At 69.2% G+C, this 15,190-nt stretch carries 15 protein-coding genes; 4 read left to right on the forward strand and 11 right to left on the reverse strand.

The window, feature by feature from the left end; all coding sequences use genetic code 11:
* Nucleotides 1-4 precede the first annotated feature (4 nt).
* Together F5X71_RS22890 and F5X71_RS22895 are read right to left on the reverse strand one after the other, a co-directional pair.
* Nucleotides 5-607 (reverse strand): DUF7691 family protein, encoded by a 603-nt coding sequence (locus F5X71_RS22890; protein ID WP_167463893.1) that lies wholly within the window; start codon nucleotides 605-607, stop codon nucleotides 5-7.
* A 58-nt stretch (nucleotides 608-665) separates the two neighbouring features.
* Nucleotides 666-1,655, reverse strand: a complete 990-nt coding sequence (locus tag F5X71_RS22895; RefSeq protein ID WP_167463894.1) for an alpha/beta fold hydrolase — start codon at nucleotides 1,653-1,655, stop codon at nucleotides 666-668.
* 56 nt (nucleotides 1,656-1,711) lie between these two features.
* Here F5X71_RS22895 and F5X71_RS22900 point away from each other — a divergent pair, with 56 nt between their 5' ends.
* Nucleotides 1,712-2,560 (forward strand): SDR family NAD(P)-dependent oxidoreductase, encoded by an 849-nt coding sequence (locus tag F5X71_RS22900; RefSeq protein ID WP_167463895.1) that lies wholly within the window; start codon nucleotides 1,712-1,714, stop codon nucleotides 2,558-2,560.
* Between the two features lie 2 nt (nucleotides 2,561-2,562).
* Here F5X71_RS22900 and F5X71_RS22905 read toward each other — a convergent pair whose 3' ends face one another.
* A complete protein-coding gene (locus F5X71_RS22905) occupies nucleotides 2,563-3,453 on the reverse strand; it encodes a LysR family transcriptional regulator (RefSeq protein WP_167463896.1) in 891 nt (296 codons plus the stop codon).
* A gap of 69 nt (nucleotides 3,454-3,522) precedes the next feature.
* On the opposite strand from F5X71_RS22905, the gene F5X71_RS22910 reads away from it, so the two are divergent.
* Nucleotides 3,523-4,662 (forward strand): YbfB/YjiJ family MFS transporter, encoded by a 1,140-nt coding sequence (locus F5X71_RS22910; RefSeq protein WP_167463897.1) that lies wholly within the window; start codon nucleotides 3,523-3,525, stop codon nucleotides 4,660-4,662.
* Here the strand turns inward: F5X71_RS22910 and secG are convergent.
* From secG to F5X71_RS22935, 5 genes are all read right to left on the reverse strand, one after another.
* Nucleotides 4,649-4,882 (reverse strand): preprotein translocase subunit SecG, encoded by a 234-nt coding sequence (secG, locus tag F5X71_RS22915; RefSeq protein WP_167463898.1) that lies wholly within the window; start codon nucleotides 4,880-4,882, stop codon nucleotides 4,649-4,651. The two genes, F5X71_RS22910 and secG, sit on opposite strands and share 14 nt — an antisense overlap.
* A 74-nt stretch (nucleotides 4,883-4,956) precedes the next feature.
* Nucleotides 4,957-6,552 carry an MFS transporter gene (locus F5X71_RS22920; protein ID WP_428981386.1) on the reverse strand — a complete coding sequence of 532 codons (1,596 nt, stop codon included), beginning with the start codon at nucleotides 6,550-6,552 and terminating at the stop codon, nucleotides 4,957-4,959.
* Between the two features lie 420 nt (nucleotides 6,553-6,972).
* Nucleotides 6,973-7,890, reverse strand: coding sequence for a DMT family transporter (locus tag F5X71_RS22925; protein WP_167463899.1), 918 nt, complete (start codon nucleotides 7,888-7,890; stop codon nucleotides 6,973-6,975).
* Between the two features lie 638 nt (nucleotides 7,891-8,528).
* Nucleotides 8,529-9,053: a DUF3841 domain-containing protein gene (locus F5X71_RS22930; RefSeq protein WP_238815409.1), complete on the reverse strand. Its 525-nt coding sequence runs from the start codon at nucleotides 9,051-9,053 to the stop codon at nucleotides 8,529-8,531.
* A gap of 7 nt (nucleotides 9,054-9,060) precedes the next feature.
* On the reverse strand, nucleotides 9,061-9,687 hold the full coding sequence (locus tag F5X71_RS22935; RefSeq protein ID WP_167463900.1) for a TetR/AcrR family transcriptional regulator: 627 nt from the start codon (nucleotides 9,685-9,687) through the stop codon (nucleotides 9,061-9,063).
* Between the two features lie 517 nt (nucleotides 9,688-10,204).
* Between F5X71_RS22935 and F5X71_RS22940 the strand changes: the two genes are divergently transcribed.
* Both F5X71_RS22940 and F5X71_RS22945 read left to right on the forward strand, forming a co-directional pair.
* Nucleotides 10,205-10,993 (forward strand): META domain-containing protein, encoded by a 789-nt coding sequence (locus F5X71_RS22940; RefSeq protein WP_167463901.1) that lies wholly within the window; start codon nucleotides 10,205-10,207, stop codon nucleotides 10,991-10,993.
* Between the two features lie 45 nt (nucleotides 10,994-11,038).
* A complete protein-coding gene (locus tag F5X71_RS22945) occupies nucleotides 11,039-11,953 on the forward strand; it encodes a hypothetical protein (RefSeq protein ID WP_167463902.1) in 915 nt (304 codons plus the stop codon).
* Between the two features lie 54 nt (nucleotides 11,954-12,007).
* On the opposite strand, the gene tpiA is transcribed toward F5X71_RS22945, so the two are convergent.
* From tpiA to gap, 3 genes are all read right to left on the reverse strand, one after another.
* A complete protein-coding gene (gene tpiA / locus F5X71_RS37095) occupies nucleotides 12,008-12,793 on the reverse strand; it encodes a triose-phosphate isomerase (protein ID WP_167463903.1) in 786 nt (261 codons plus the stop codon).
* A 3-nt stretch (nucleotides 12,794-12,796) separates the two neighbouring features.
* Nucleotides 12,797-14,011, reverse strand: a complete 1,215-nt coding sequence (locus F5X71_RS37100; RefSeq protein WP_167463904.1) for a phosphoglycerate kinase — start codon at nucleotides 14,009-14,011, stop codon at nucleotides 12,797-12,799.
* Nucleotides 14,012-14,110: 99 nt separating this feature from the next.
* A complete protein-coding gene (gene gap, locus F5X71_RS22960) occupies nucleotides 14,111-15,130 on the reverse strand; it encodes a type I glyceraldehyde-3-phosphate dehydrogenase (RefSeq protein WP_167463905.1) in 1,020 nt (339 codons plus the stop codon).
* Nucleotides 15,131-15,190: the final 60 nt, after the last annotated feature.

A 15,190-nucleotide genomic window follows, 5' to 3' on the forward strand; every position in this document is an offset into this window, starting at 1 on the left:
CGGGTCAGAAGAAGAACCCGGCGATCCCCCAACCGGGCCGGGCCTGCGCCTCGCGGATCCACTCCATGCACGATTCGATGGCGGCGAGCACCTCGTGGTCGACGGACGCACGCGACTCCGGGGTGGTCGACTCCCACTGCACCAACGCTTCGGCGCACTGCTCCGGCGTCCACTCGCCGTAACCGGGCAGCTCGTCCGGCTGCGGCAGGGCGACCGGAAAGGCATGGTAGAGAAAGCTTGTCAGGCTGATCGCCTTGATGCCGAGCTCGGCCAGGCCCTCGTCCACCTGTTCCAGCCAGCTGCCACGGAACGGCGAGAAGTAGCGGTTGTCCAGGAACCGGCCGTAGAACTGGCAGATCGTTTGGTAGGCATAGGCATATTGGAATCCGTAGGCCGGATCGAACGGGCCGCCCTCGATCACGGCGCGCACCGCGTCGTGCCGGGTGGGCGCGCCGTTGGCGATCTCCTCGGCGAACCAGTCGTCGGCGTGCGCGAGCTGGGCGGTGAAGCGACCGCCGATCATGCGCCGGAGCTTGTCGTCTCGCGACGCGATCGCGCCCCTGACCCTATCCAGTTCGACGACGTACACGCTCAGGCTGTAACTCATGAGCGAACATTAGCGGTGCCCACCGACACGAACGTGCCTCCGGCCGAACGCGTTCGGCCTACCGGGGCACGCCGGACGGGTTCGGCACGAGTTCACGCAGGTGGGCCGTCACCAGCGCGTCGACCTCTGCGGAACGTTCCAGTTGAACCAGGTGTCCGGCGTTCGCGATCTTGGTCACCGCGCGCAGGTCAGGAACGTAGCGGCGCAGGGTCGTCAGCGGATCGCGACCGCTGAAACCCTCCATGTCCGGGTCGCGTTCGCCGTACAGGAAGAAGGCGGGCACGGTGACCGACGCGTCGGCGTAGTCCGCGGTGAGTTCCCAGTTGCGGTCGAGGGCGCGGTACCAGTTCAGCCCGCCGGTGAAGCCGGTGTGTTCGAAATCCACTGCCAGGGTGTCGAATTCGTCCTGGCTCAGCCAGCGCCACGGCAGCGGCGGCGCCTCCGGCAGCACGTCGAGGTAGCCGGTGCCCTCGGCCGGGAACTGCCAGGTGTCGAGGTAGTGATAGTCGGCGCTGAGCGAGTAGTACACCCTGGCCAGGAATTCCCTTGGCCGAGCGCCCAATTCCGCGTCGGCAACTCCGGGTTGCTGGAAGTAGTGCAGGTGCAGGAAGTGGCGCGCCGCGGCTTTCGCCCACAGCTGCGACGGGGCGCGCGGCGGGCGCGGCGCGAACGGATTGTTCAGCACGATCACCCCACGCACCCGTTCCGGTGCGCGCACGGCCAGCTCCCACACCAGCGCCGCCCCGAAGTCCAGGCCGACGAACACGGCCTGCTCGGCACCGATGTCGTCGAGCAGGGCGAGTAGATCGCCGATCACCGCCTCGTTCGTATACGCGGCCGGGTCGGCGGGCCGGTCGGTTCGCCCATAGCCGCGCAGGTCCGGCGCGATGGCGCGGAAGCCCGCGTCCGCCACCGCGGCGAGCTGGCGGTGCCAGATGAACCAGGTATGCGGAAAGCCGTGGCAGAAGATCACAGGAAAGCCGCTCCCCTGCTCGGCGACGTGCATCCGGACGCCGTCGGTCGTCACGAAGCGGTGCGTCGACTCCACTGCCAGACCTCCAAAATCTAGAACGTGTTCTCATTTCACGGTAGTGTCTCTGTCTCATGAACGGAATAGCCAAACCGCTCGACGGGCGGGTCGCGGTGGTGACCGGGGCCAGCCGCGGCATCGGTAAGGGCATCGCGCTCGAGCTCGGCGCCGCGGGTGCGACGGTGTACGTCACCGGCCGCTCGGACACCCCCGGCCGCCTGCCCGGCACCGTGGGCGAGACCGCCGCCGCCATCGACGCGGCAGGCGGGGCCGGCGTCGCGTGCGTCTGCGATCACCGCGACGACGACGCGGTGCGCGGGCTGTTCGAACAGATCGGCGCCACGCACGGCCGCCTCGATGTGCTGGTGAACAACGTCTACAACTCCCCCGCCGCGGCCCGCTGGCTCGGTAAGCCGTTCTGGGAGGTGCCGCCGAAAGCCTGGGACGAGACCTTCGATATCGGTGTCCGATCCCATTACGTGGCAAGCGTTTACGCGGCGCCACTGGTGATCGCGGCGGACGGCCTGATCGTCAACATCTCCTCGCCGGGCGCGCAAAGGTACATGCACAACGCGGTATACGGCGTCGCGAAGACCGCGCTCGACCGGCTGACCGCCGACCTGGCGCACGACCTGGCCGGCACCGGCGTCACCGCGGTGTCACTGTGGCCCGGCATCGTGGACACCGAACTGCTGCAGCTGGTTCCGGCCGATGCCGACGGACGCCGCCTGGTCACCCTGCCCGGCGAGGGCACCTACGATCTCGCCGAGGCCGAGACCCCGCGCCTGTCCGGGCGCGCGGTCGTCGCACTGGCGACCGACACCGGCCGCCGCACGCGGACCGGATCCGCTTGGCGGGTGGCCGATCTCGCGCAGGACTACGGCTTCACCGATGTCGACGGCCGGGTGCCGCGCGCGGACTGACCTCAGGCGACGCCGAGAAAGCGTTGCACCGCGCGCGATTCCGGTTTGGTGTGCCAGGCCAGGTATACGTGCGAGGGCGGCGCGTCGGCCACGTCCAGGTAGACGACGCCGGGATGCGGGGCCCTGGTGCGGGCCAGCGCGGGCACGCCGCCGATGCCCCGGTTCGCCGCGACGAGCTCGATCCATTCGTCGAAGTTCCGGCAGGTGATGATCGGTCGATCCGGGTCGCCGTCGGCCCACGAACCGGCGTGGGTCGTCCCGGAGACCACGTTCACCACCAGCGGATATCCGGCGAGGTCGGCCCAGCGCAGCTCGGTCGCCGTCGCCAGCGGCGACTGCGCGGCGACCGCGAGCACGCGCTGTTCGGTCGCGATCACCCGGGAGCGCAGATGGCTCGGCAGGGAGGTTTCCCTGCGGTAGATCGCGATATCGATGGCCCTGGTCTCGAGCGCGGCCAGCGGATCGTCGATGCGGCGCAAGGCGATCCGGCCGCCGAGCGCCTCGTAGCGGCGCCTGGTGGCCGCCAGCCAGTGGTTGGGCAACAGCCAGGCGAAACCGATCTCGACGGCGGCGTGCGAGCGCAGCCGCGCGACCACGGCATCGACATCGGCGAGCACGCGCCTGCCGTGCGTGAGCAGCTCCGCGCCCTCCTCGGTCAGCTCGAAACGGCGCGCGGTGCGCTCGATCAACCGGCATTCGACCAGCCGCTCCAGCTGCTGAATGGTCCTGGTGAGCGCCGGTTGGCTCAGATGCAGCCTGGCCGCGGCCCGCGTGTAGTTCCGCTCCGCACACAGCGCGACGTACGCCCGCAGATGCCGTAGCTCGAGCGGCACGCCGCCGAGGTCACCGGCCACGGCAGCGGGCTGCGAGCCGTCCACCTCGTCACCATTCATGCGTCAAGCGTATACATGGTGCACAGAAAGCATTTCACGGGCGCAGATGCGGGCCGTACGGTCACCAGGGTGACCGCTGTCAGCGCACCCGCGCATCCACCCCGCCACAGTCTCGTCCCCGCGTTCGCTGCCGCCGCCGGGCTGGCGGCGGCGATGGGCGTCGGCCGGTTCGTCTATACACCCCTGCTGCCGATCATGGTGGACGCGCACCGCATCGACGCACACGACGGCGCCGTCGTCGCGACCGCCAACTACGCGGGCTATCTGCTCGGCGCCCTGCTGCTCACCCGCAGGCCGGAACTCAACACCCGCACCACCTTTCGGCTCTGCGCGGCGCTGCTCATCGCGAGCGAGCTGTTGATGGCCGTGCCCGCGCCCCTGCTGTTTCCCGCGACGTGGCGGCTGATCGCGGGCGTCACCAGCGCCGTCATCTTCGTCGCGTGCGCCGGGGTGGCGGCCCGGCCGGGCAGTGCGCGCGAGGCGGCCGGCATCACCTTCGGCGGCGTCGGTTTCGGTATCGCGCTCACCGGCCTGCTGGTGCTCGCGGTGCGACCGCTGCTCGGCTGGCAGGCGATGTGGCTGGTGTCGGCGGTGCTCACCGCGGTCTTGCTGCTGCCCGCGCTGCGGCTCGACATCCGGCCCGGCCACCGGGCGGGCAAGGCCGTCATCCGGTCGATCGGCGCGTGGCGGGCGCTGCTCGTCTCGTATTTCCTGGAGGGGCTCGGCTACATCGTGATCGGCACGTTCCTGGTCGCGGCGGTCAGCGACGCGCGCGGACAGGTGGTCGGCTCGGCGATCTGGGTGGTGGTCGGCGCGGCCGCCGTCCCGGCCACCGTGCTGTGGGGTGTCGCGGCGCGGCGCTGGTCCCCATCCGTCGCCATGCCGATCGCATTGCTCGCGCAATGTTTTTCCGCCCTGCTCCCGGCGTGGACGAGCGCGATCTGGGCGGCCGTGCTCGCGGCGGCGCTGTTCGGGGCGACGTTCCTCGGCATCGTGATGCTGGCCATGCGGATCGGTGCCGAACTGTGCGACAGCGGGGCCGCCGCCACACTGACCGCCGGCTACGGCGCGGGGCAGATGCTGGGTCCGCTCGTGGTGGCGCCGGTGATCGGCGACAGCTATCCGGCCGCGTTCGTCATCGCCGCCGTCATCTTGGCGGTCGCGACGCTCGCGGCCGGTGCAGTGACTCGCCTGATCAGGCGAACTTGATCTCCAGACCGATGCCGATGATGGCGATGAACCAGACCAGGCCGGTGAAGATGGTGATGCGGTCGAGATTCTTCTCGACGACGGTCGAGCCGGACAGGCTCGACTGCACACCGCCACCGAAAAGGCTGGACAGACCTCCACCCTTGGCGCGGTGCAGCAGCACCAGCAGCACCAGCAGCACGCTGGCGACGATCAGGAGGATATCCAGGAACATCCGCATGCCGCACAGTGTATGCGGTCGATCCGATCCCACCGAATCAGGCACTCGCCAAACGCTCCCCAGCCGCCGCGGACTCACCGGGTGGGCATCACCGCGACCAAGTGGGTGACCCGGTCGTCGCCGACGGTGTACTTCGAGGCCGCCTGCTCACGGATCTGGTCCTGCGCGGTGAGCCGGACCTGATGCTGGTGCATGTGCTCGGCCCAGGAGCGCACAACGAAGGCTTCCACGTAGCGGTCGAGCACGCCGACGTCGCGGTACAGCCGCCACTCCATCGCGCCGGTGCGCTGCCGGGACCGGCCGACGAACGCCATCGCGGTCATGAACTCCGCCACGTTGTCCGGCGGGACGTCGTAGGTGCGCAAGACCATGACCGGTCCGTCCGCCGGATCGGGCTCGACCACCAGTTGCGGTTCCGGCCAGAACGCCGACGGTGTCTGATCCAGGTGCTCCGCGTTGTGACTGATCGGCAGCCACACCGTGCTCACCGCGCACACCGCGAGCAGCACCGCCGCGCTCAACAGGGCGAACACCGGTCCGCGCGCACCGGCGATCAGACCCCAGACCAGTGAGCCGAGCGCCTGACCGCCCATGAACACCAGCAGATACACCGAGAGCCCGCGTGCCCGCACCCAGGTCGGCAGCAGCAACTGCATCGTCGAATTCATCGTCGACATCGCCAGCAACCAGGCGAAGCCGGCGAAAACCAGCAGCACCAGCACCACCGCCACCACGTGCAGCACCGCGGTGGCCGCGGTCGCGAGACCGAACAGTACGGCCGCGGTGGTCAGCCGTTGCGTGGGCGTCAACAGCGCGCGCAACCGGGACAGCGCCACCGCGCCGAGCACCGCGCCCACACCGAGCGCGGCCAGCATCAAGCCGTAGCCGGAGGACGTGAGCCCCAGTTCGTCGCGCGCGATCACCGGCAGCAACGCCCAGAGCGCGCTGGCCGGCGCGATGAACAGGATCGAACGCAACAGCACCCGGCGGATCGCGGGCGCGGCCCGGATGAACCGGGTGCCCGCCTGCAACGCCGCCAGCGGCCGCTCCGACGGCAGACCGCGATCGGCCCGCGGCCTGCGCCACACCGTCAGCACCGCCACGATGCCCGCGAACGACACCGCGTTCAACGCGAACACCAGCGTCGGCCCCGACACCGAGACCAGCACGCCCGCCAACGCCGGACCGACCGCGCGGCCGATGTTGATGTTCATGCTGCCCAGCGCCGCCGCCGACGGAATCTGTTCGCGCGGCACCAGTTCCGGTTGGATCGCCTGCCAGGCGGGGCCGGTCAGCGCCTGCCCGCAGCCCAGCAGGAACAGCAGGGTCAGCAGCACCGCCGGGGTGGTGTGCCCGGTCGCCGTGGAGATCGCGAGCACCGTCGCCAGCACCGCCATCGTCGACTGCGCGCCCACCAGCAGCCTGCGCCGATCCACCAGATCCGCGATCACCCCGGACGGGATGGCCAGCATCATCACCGGCAACGTGATCGCGGTCTGCACGAACGACACCAGCGCCGCCGCGTTCGGTTCGTCGACCAGAATCCACTGCGCGCCGACCGTCTGCATCCACGTACCGAGATTGGAGATCAACTGCGCGATCCACAGCGCGCGATACACCTTCGACCGCATCGGCGCCCAGGTAGAGACGGTAGTAGCCACAGTGGTCACTCCCCGGAGCCTAGCGTCCCGGACCACCCGGCCCACTCACGCAGTGGACCGGGTGGTCCGGCTCGAACCAGCTACGCGCGACCACCTCGGCAACGATCCGCCCGTCACGCTGTGGGGCGGGGTCCAGGTTCAGCGCAGAGCCGCGACCATCTCGGACGCACCTGCTCGGCCTCGGGCCGGGTCCATCACGACCGCCTCGGCGTCCGGCCCGCGGGCGGTACTGGACACCGCGGCGGTGATGACATGCGAGCGACGGGTGCGAACAGCGCCGACCACGCACTTCCGAGTCGGCACCGCGCAGATGCGGCGAGTCCGGCTACTCGCGGGTGTCCGCTGACTTGTTGGCCCGCGAGGGCCAGGGCCGTGGTGCCGACCGCGCACGTCCGAGGCACCCGCGGTGCGGCTGCGGCAGGAGTCGGTCTACTCGAGCTCGGGTCGGGGGTCTGCTGACTGTTGGCTCGCGGTGAGGATCAGGGCCGCGGTGAGGACGGCGGCTCCGGCGAGGCCGGTGGGGGTGAGTCGTTCGCCCAGGACGAGGGCGGCGAGCACCGCGCCGGTGAGCGGTTCGAGCAGGGCGAGCACGGCGGCGGTGCCGGAGCCGGTGTCGGGGAGACCGCGGAAATACAAGGTGTAGGCGATCGCGGTGGGGACCAGTCCGAGCACGAGGATCAGGGCGATACCCGCGACGGACGGCTCGAAGGCGCTGCCCGTCGTCACGGCGAGCGGGGCGAGCAGCAGTGCGCCGCCGGTGAATCCGAGACCGGTCGTGGTCATCGCGTCGAGACCGGGCACGGGTCGCGCGTTGATGACGGTGACCGTCGAGAACGCGGCCGCGGCCGCGACGGCGAGCGCCGCGCCCACGAACAGACCGGCGGCATCGACCGCGTCCGACGGCACACCGATCAACAACGCCAACCCGGTCAGCGCCAGGCCGATCGTGCCCACGCGGCGACGATCCAGGCGACGGCGGCCGGTCACCTGTTCGAGCAGCGCCACCACCACCGGCGACGTGCCGATGGTGAGCAACGTCGCGACACTGACCGACGAGGCCGCGACGGCGCCGAAATAGCAGGCCTGGAACGCCGCGGCCAACGCCGCGACCGCACCGATCCTGCGCCACGCCCGCGCGTCTCGCGGCCAAGATCGGCGCGTCACCGCCAGCACCGCGACCAGCAGCAGCCCGCCGACCGCGAGCCGACAGGTGGCGACCGCGACCGGCGACAGCCCGGTAGCCCGCCCGAGCAACGTGCCGAGCAGCCCGCCGGTGCCCCAAAGCATTCCGGCACCGACAAGATAAACCAGCCCCGAACGGCCGGCCGTGGACAGAGTTGTAGACATGAGAAAGTGCTCCTGCGACAGAGGGATTGGGGTCGCGGAAGCGAGGTGCACAGCGAATACCGAAGCGCCGCACTCCACCTGAGCCACGCGCACAGCGCCGCACCGAGCCGTAGCCACCGAGCGAAACCGCTACGCCCACCGGAGACATCGCTACAGGCCAGCGGCTGGACGGCCCGGCCGGTCCTCCGTTCCGAACGAGGACACCCGTATTCGAACGCAGCTGGCCGCCGGACTCACGACCGAAGCATTGCGGAGGTCCGCACACGGAGTCCGTCATCAGACGCGCGGCAGCAGCGAACGCCGAAGCACGCACTGCGGACGCAGCCGAAGGAAGGTCCTGTCCTCGAACCGGCATGACCGGAGTCCAGCGCGTAGGACGCAGCTAGGCCGAGTCCCTGGTCACGCATGGCTGCGGCGAAGGCGGAGGTACGCACCGGCACCACGCAGGCGGAGGTACGCAGAGCAGGCGCAGCAGGACGAAGTCCTTCCACAGCCGCGCACGGCCGGAGCGAAGGCGGAGGTACGCCTACACCTCGCTAGGAGGCGGGCGGCGGGGTTATCGGGAAGCATCGATGCACGGGGCGATACTAACGTTCGTCGGCTCGCTTTGTCTCTCCGGTATCCCTGGCGCGGGGCCGTTATGGGTGTGTGCGGAGGTCGGGGTCGGCGGCGATGCGGGCGGCGGTCTCCTGGTCGGGTGGGTACGGGACAGCCCTGGTGAGCCATTCGCGGCGGAGTTCGGGGATGGTGACTTGGCGGGAGTCGCGCTTCCAGGTGGGCGTGCCGGACCAATCCATCTGGTCGGGGGCGTCGGCGAAACCCATGGTGTGTGCGAGGTAGTCGTTCCAGGCGCCGTAGGAGGTGACGAGCGTGCACCGTTCGGGCACATCGAGTTTCAGCAACCAGCGGCCGTGCGCCCATTCATGGTCGCCCAGTAGGAGATTCGCGGTGGTCCGCACCTGCGCGGCACGCAGCGCGCGACCGGGCCAGCACCACACCGGCGGGGCGTCGGCGCAATCCATACCGCGCCTTGCCATCTCGGCCGTCATCGCCTCGAACGCGGTCCGCCAGTTCGGCGTGACCCGCGCCCAGCTCGCCCGATACCGGCCGCTCGTGCGCACAGCCGCAACGACTTCGGGCGCCTGCAATGTCCACAGTCGCATCGTGCTATCACTCTGCCGAGTCGGCGTACATCTGCAGCATCTCCTCCAGCAGGGCGAGGACCGCGTCGTCGACCTCTGGCTTCGGGTAGACGCCCCGCACCACGGCCTGACCCGAGAAGACGTGCAGCGCAAGGTAGAACAGCGGCTCGCGGACGCGGCGCGGATACCGGCGCAGCACGCCGGTATGCTCGACCGCGGCCACGATCTCGTCGTAATAGGTCTGCACGGTGGGCGCAATCCGCGCGCGTAACTCGGCGTCCGAGCGCGCCGCGAGGTAGATCTCGCGCAGAGCGTGGGTGCTGTCGGCGGATTGGGCCGCCCGCAGGAACCGCAGCGCGCTGTCGAGCGGATTCGCCTGTTCCTCCAGGTGTTCCATCATCAGGAGGAAGGCGATCCGCTGCCGGTCGACGATCTCTTCGGCGGTGCGCACGATCAGGTCCAGCCTGCCGTCGAACTGCCGGAACATGGCGCCGACGGAAAGCCCTGCGCGACCGCAGATCTCCTGCACCGTCGTGCGCTGGTAGCCGACCTCGCTGATCGCGGCGATGGTCGCGTCGACGAGCTTGGCGACGGTCGCGGCACGGCGTTGCTGTTGTGTCCTGCGTGGTCGCGATACTTCGGCGCTACCGGTCATGACTGTCCATCCTTCCCGCAACCGCGAACGCTACCGTCCGGGGAGGCAGAGTGATCGGCGCCACAATGCGACCACCCATGCCGACCACACTCCCTCCGGCGACCACAGAACACTCGGCCACGACGACACCCGTTACCGATTCGCTCGCCCGCCCCACCGACCGGATAGTGCTCGCGAGCTCGACAGCGACAGCGACAGCCTCCCAAACGCCCACCTAAACCACATGGCTCACCCCTACCGGAATCGCTGCGGCGACAGCCTTGACCAACGCTCTCGGCCACCGCATGCCCCGCAGGCACCACCACCGCAACAGGCGACCCATCCCCCTGCGGTGGTGCCGAGCGCCCGCAATAGCTCTGCTCCGCCCACTGGATCGACCGATCGCGACTACGACCCGCACCGCACCGCACCGCAACAGACATCGCGCCGATGACCGGCTCCGGACAACCCTCTCGGCATGCCGGTCCGACCTGCCGAAACCCCGGTCGTGCCGGGCGACATCGGTACCATCGCCCTCATGGCGGCTCATCTCGTGCGGTTCGGCCCGATCGTCCTGCTCGCGCTTCTCGCGGTCAGCGCCTGCTCGAGCGGGGAGTCGGATTCCCCGTCGAGCCCGCCGGATCAGACGCTGATGGGCCGTACGTTCCTTTCGACCGGGGTCGAGGGCACGCCGATTCCCGGTGGCGGCCCGCTCCGGCTGACCTTCAAGGACAACCGGGTCACCGCGGACGCGGGCTGCAATACCCATTCGGGCACGGTGGCGGCGGAGGACCGGAAGCTGGTCGTGTCCAGCCTGGCGAGCACCCTGATGGCCTGCGGCGGCGACCGCCAGGGCGCCGACGAATGGCTCAGCGGCTTCCTGAACTCGCAACCCGGCTGGCAGCTCGACGGCCCGAAACTGACCTTGAAGAACGACAACCTTACGGTCATCATGCTGGACAAGAAGGTCGCCCAACCCGACAAACCGTTGCGCGGCACCACCTGGGTCGTCACTGCGCTGCTCACACCGGAGGCGCAGATCCGTTCGCAGACCATCGATGACGTGAAACCGACCCTCACGATCTCCCCCGATGGCAAGGTGTCCGGCACCGCGGGCTGCAATACGATGAACGGCAGCGCGACCGGTACCGACCCCGACCTGTCCTTCCAGGTCGCCACCACCAGGATGCTGTGCGCGCCGGAGGTGATGGAGGTCGAGCAGGCGGTCTTGAAGGCGTTGGACGGCAAGGCGAACGCTACCGTCGACGCCGACACCCTCACCATCAAGAACGAGAACGGCAACGGCCTGGTGCTGCACGCGCAGTAAATTCGCCCCACCCCGCCGACGTCGAACACCGATACCATCGGCGACATGCCAGCAATCCGCACCGACCTCGGCGAGATCGAACTCCGCACCACCATCGACGATCCACTGATCGCAGAGTTACACGCTGGTCAACGGGCGACGGAGGACGCCGACGACGCGCTCAAGGAGCTGCGCGAGCAACTGACCGGCCCGCACGTCCACGGCGTGGTGACGGTGCGCCGAGCGGGTGCCGTGACAGCCTGGACGCTGTTGATCGACCCGAACGATCCGGAGCGGTACCTGCTGGCCGTGCCGGTCGTCGACGCGGGTGAGACCGACACCTATCGCGCCATGCTGACCGCCGCCCTCGACGCGGCGCGCTCGTCGGAATACGTTGCGGTGCAATGGATCGTCCAGGACCCCGACGGCGCCGCGGTCGCGGCCGCCCTCGGCGCGCAGCCGCATCTAGAACTCGAAAGCCAGTGGCGCGCCGAACGCGGCGAGTGGCCCGAGACCACGGCGGCGCAGGTCGCGGCACTCCCGACCCCACCGAACCGGGAAACACTCGCCCGCTACGCCGACCTGTACACCGCCGCGGGCCTGAGCCGCTGCGACGACAACAGCTGCACCGACCACTGGACCGCCGACACCGTCGGCGCCCTGCTCGCCGACCGTGACGAATACCTGCACACCACCTTCACCCTCGGCTACTTCGACGCAGACGGCACGCTTCAGGCCGAAGCCTCGGCCGGCGTGTACGGCGACACCGCAACACTGGCCATCGTGCACGCGCAGTCCCCCGCCCCGGACCTGACCGCCCTGCTGACGAGCACCCTGCACCGCCTGCACCGCGATCACCCCGAGGTCCGGACCGCCGACGTATCAGCAGACCCCAACGACGATCCCCTGCACAACGCCCTCACCGCCGCCGGATTCACCTTGCGCGGCAACGTCACCGAGTACCGCGTCGCTGTGGACTGAACGTCGAAGGGCCGAGCACCTAGTGGTGCTCGGCCCTTCGACGAGGCAAAACCCTTACGGCAGTGGGCCGCCCGCGGCGATCGCGGAGAGGGTGGCGAACTCGTCACCCTTCAGCGAGGCGCCGCCGACCAGCGCGCCGTCGATATCGGTCTGCTTGATCAGCTCGCCGATGTTCTTGGCGTTGACCGAGCCGCCGTAGAGCACCCGCAGCTCGGCGGCCACCTCCGCGGCGGCGAGCTCGACGAGCTCGCCGCGGATGGCGCCGCATACCTCCTGCGCGTCGGCAGGGGTGGCGACCTTGCCGGTGCCGATCGCCCAGACCGGCTCGTAGGCGATGACGATCTTCGAGATCTCCTCCGCCGTCAGGCCTTTCAGCGATCCACGCAGCTGCTCGAGGTTGTACTCGACATGCGCCTTCGCCTCGCGGACGTCCAGACCCTCGCCGATGCAGACGATCGGGGTGAGCCCGTGCTTCAGCGCCTGCTTGGCCTTGGCGAGCACGGTGGCATCGTCCTCGCCGTGGTACTGCCGCCGCTCCGAATGCCCGACCACCACATAGGTGCAGCCCAGCTTCGCCAGCATGGCGCCGCTGATCTCACCGGTGTAGGCGCCGGCGTCATGCTGCGAAATGTCCTGCGCGCCATAGGTGAGCAGGAGCTTGTCGCCCTCCACCAGGGTCTGCACGCTGCGCAGATCGGTGAACGGCGGCACGACGGTGACGTCGACCTTGGCGAAGTACTTCTCCGGCAGGGCGAACGCGATCTTCTGCACCAGCGCGATGGCCTCGAGGTGATTGAGGTTCATCTTCCAGTTGCCCGCGATGAGCGGCTTGCGTGCCATTGCTCAGCCCTCCAGCACCGCGATGCCCGGAAGTTCTTTGCCCTCCAGGTATTCCAGCGACGCGCCGCCGCCGGTCGAGATGTGCGAGAAACCGTCCTCGGGCAGGCCGAGCGCGCGCACGGCCGCGGCCGAATCGCCGCCGCCGACCACGGTGAACGCACCCTTACCGGTCGCCGTGACGATGGCCTCGGCCAGCCCACGGGTACCCGCGGCGAAGTTCTCGAACTCGAACACGCCCATCGGGCCGTTCCAGAACACCGTCTTCGCCTCGGTGAGCAGCGCCGCGAATCGATCGGTCGACTCGGGACCGATGTCGAGACCCATCCAGCCGTCCGGAATCTCGTGCGCCGGAACCACCTTCGAGTCGGCGTCGGCCGCGAACTTGTCCGCCGCGACGATGTCGCGCGGCAGATGGATCACGTCGGCGTACCGCTCGAGCAGGCTCTTGCAGGTCTCGATCATCTCCTCCTGCAGCAGCGAGGAGCCCACCGAAAGACCTTGGGCGGCAAGGAAGGTGAAGCACATGCCGCCGCCGATGACCAGCGTGTCGACCTTCGGCGCGAGCGCCTCGATCACCGCGAGCTTGTCGGAGACCTTCGAGCCGCCGAGCACCACCGCGTACGGGCGCTCGGTGTCGGTGGTCAGCTTCGCGAGCACGTCCACCTCGGCCGCGACCAGCTTGCCCGCGTAGTGCGGCAGCAGCTTTGCCACGTCGTAGACCGAGGCCTGCTTGCGGTGCACCACCCCGAAACCGTCGGAGACGAACGCACCGTCGTCGCCGACCAGCTCGACCAGCGCGGCCGCCAGCTTGGCCCGGTCCGCGTCGTCCTTGCTGGTCTCGCGCGCATCGAAGCGGATGTTCTCCAGCAGCAGCACGTCGCCGTCGGTCAGGCCCTCCGAACGCGCGAGCGCGTCCTGGCCCACCACATCACCGGCGAGCTGGACGTTGCGGCCCAGCTCCTCGGCCAGCTTCGCCGCGACCGGAGCCAGCGACAGCTTCGGGTCCGGCGCGCCCTTCGGCCTGCCGAGATGGGCGGTGAGCACCACCTTGGCGCCGGCCTCGACCAACGCCTTGATGGTGGGGACCGACGCGAGAATGCGACCGGGATCGGTGATGCGACCGTTGTCGTCGAGGGGGACGTTCAGGTCGGAGCGCACCAGCACGCCCCGACCCTCGACACCCTCGCTCAGCAGATCGTCGAGCGTCTTGACACTCACTGCACCATCCCCTCCGGACGCGGCTGCCCCGTCGTCCGCGCGCGCACCATGACCGTTCGAGCCGAGTGATCGCCGAATTCGTCTTGCCCGATCATGGCCTCAGAGCGACTTGCCGACGAGGCCGATGAGGTCGGCGAGACGGTTCGAGTAGCCCCACTCGTTGTCGTACCAGGACACGACCTTGACCTGGTCGTCGATCACCTTGGTGAGCGGCGCGTCGTAGATCGACGAGTGCGGGTCGGTGACGATGTCGCTCGACACGATCGGGTCGACGTTGTACTTGAGGATGCCCTTCAGCGGGCCCTCGGCGGCGGCCTGGTACGCGGCGTTGATCTCGTCGAGCGAGGCGGCGGTGCGCAGGGTGACGGTGAGGTCGGTGACCGAACCCGTCGGAACCGGCACGCGCAGCGCGTAGCCGTCGAGCTTGCCCTGCAGCTCCGGGAGCACCAGGCCGATGGCTTTGGCGGCGCCGGTGCCGGTCGGCACGATGTTCAGCGCGGCGGCGCGGGCGCGACGCAGGTCGCTGTGCGGGCCGTCCTGCAGGTTCTGGTCCTGGGTGTAGGCGTGGATGGTGGTCATCAGACCACGCTCGATGCCGAAGCTGTCGTTCAGCACCTTCGCCAGCGGGCCGAGGCAGTTGGTGGTGCACGAGGCGTTGGAGATGATGTTCTGGCTGCCGTCGTACTTCTCGTCGTTGACGCCCATGACGACGGTCAGGTCCTCACCCTTGGCGGGCGCGGAGATGATGACCTTCTTGGCGCCGGCCGCGAGGTGGCCCTTGGCCTTGGTCGCGTCGGTGAAGATGCCCGTGGACTCGACGACCACGTCGACACCCAGGTCGCCCCACGGCAGCGCCGCCGGGCCCTCCTTGATGGCCAGCGCCTTGATCCGCTGGTCACCGACCACGATGGTGTCATCGCCGTCGAGCGAGACGTCCTGCGGCAAGCGGCCCAGGATCGAGTCGTACTTGAGCAGGGTCGCGAGCGTCGCGTTGTCGGTGAGGTCGTTGACCGCGACGATCTCGATGTCGGTGGTGCCCAGCGCCTTCTGCGCCTCCACCGCCCGGAAGAAGTTGCGTCCGATACGACCGAAGCCGTTGATGCCTACCCGGACAGTCACGTTATCGCTCCTCAGCTTTCAAGCGGATCATTCCGATGTCTAGTAACAGTAGTGCCCGCC

Origin of the sequence: Nocardia brasiliensis (assembly GCF_011801125.1) — a bacterium.
GTDB lineage: Bacteria > Actinomycetota > Actinomycetes > Mycobacteriales > Mycobacteriaceae > Nocardia > Nocardia brasiliensis_C.

What these genes read in the sequence shown, in the direction of transcription:
- F5X71_RS22890 (WP_167463893.1), bottom strand. Translation starts at nt 607, where the DNA reads ATGAGTTACAGCCTGAGCGTGTACGTCGTCGAACTGGATAGGGTCAGG.
- F5X71_RS22900 (WP_167463895.1), top strand. Translation starts at nt 1,712, where the DNA reads ATGAACGGAATAGCCAAACCGCTCGACGGGCGGGTCGCGGTGGTGACC.
- F5X71_RS22905 (WP_167463896.1), bottom strand. Translation starts at nt 3,453, where the DNA reads ATGAATGGTGACGAGGTGGACGGCTCGCAGCCCGCTGCCGTGGCCGGT.
- secG (WP_167463898.1), bottom strand. Translation starts at nt 4,882, where the DNA reads ATGCGGATGTTCCTGGATATCCTCCTGATCGTCGCCAGCGTGCTGCTG.
- F5X71_RS22925 (WP_167463899.1), bottom strand. Translation starts at nt 7,890, where the DNA reads ATGTCTACAACTCTGTCCACGGCCGGCCGTTCGGGGCTGGTTTATCTT.
- F5X71_RS22930 (WP_238815409.1), bottom strand. Translation starts at nt 9,053, where the DNA reads ATGCGACTGTGGACATTGCAGGCGCCCGAAGTCGTTGCGGCTGTGCGC.
- F5X71_RS22935 (WP_167463900.1), bottom strand. Translation starts at nt 9,687, where the DNA reads ATGACCGGTAGCGCCGAAGTATCGCGACCACGCAGGACACAACAGCAA.
- F5X71_RS22940 (WP_167463901.1), top strand. Translation starts at nt 10,205, where the DNA reads ATGGCGGCTCATCTCGTGCGGTTCGGCCCGATCGTCCTGCTCGCGCTT.
- F5X71_RS22945 (WP_167463902.1), top strand. Translation starts at nt 11,039, where the DNA reads ATGCCAGCAATCCGCACCGACCTCGGCGAGATCGAACTCCGCACCACC.
- tpiA (WP_167463903.1), bottom strand. Translation starts at nt 12,793, where the DNA reads ATGGCACGCAAGCCGCTCATCGCGGGCAACTGGAAGATGAACCTCAAT.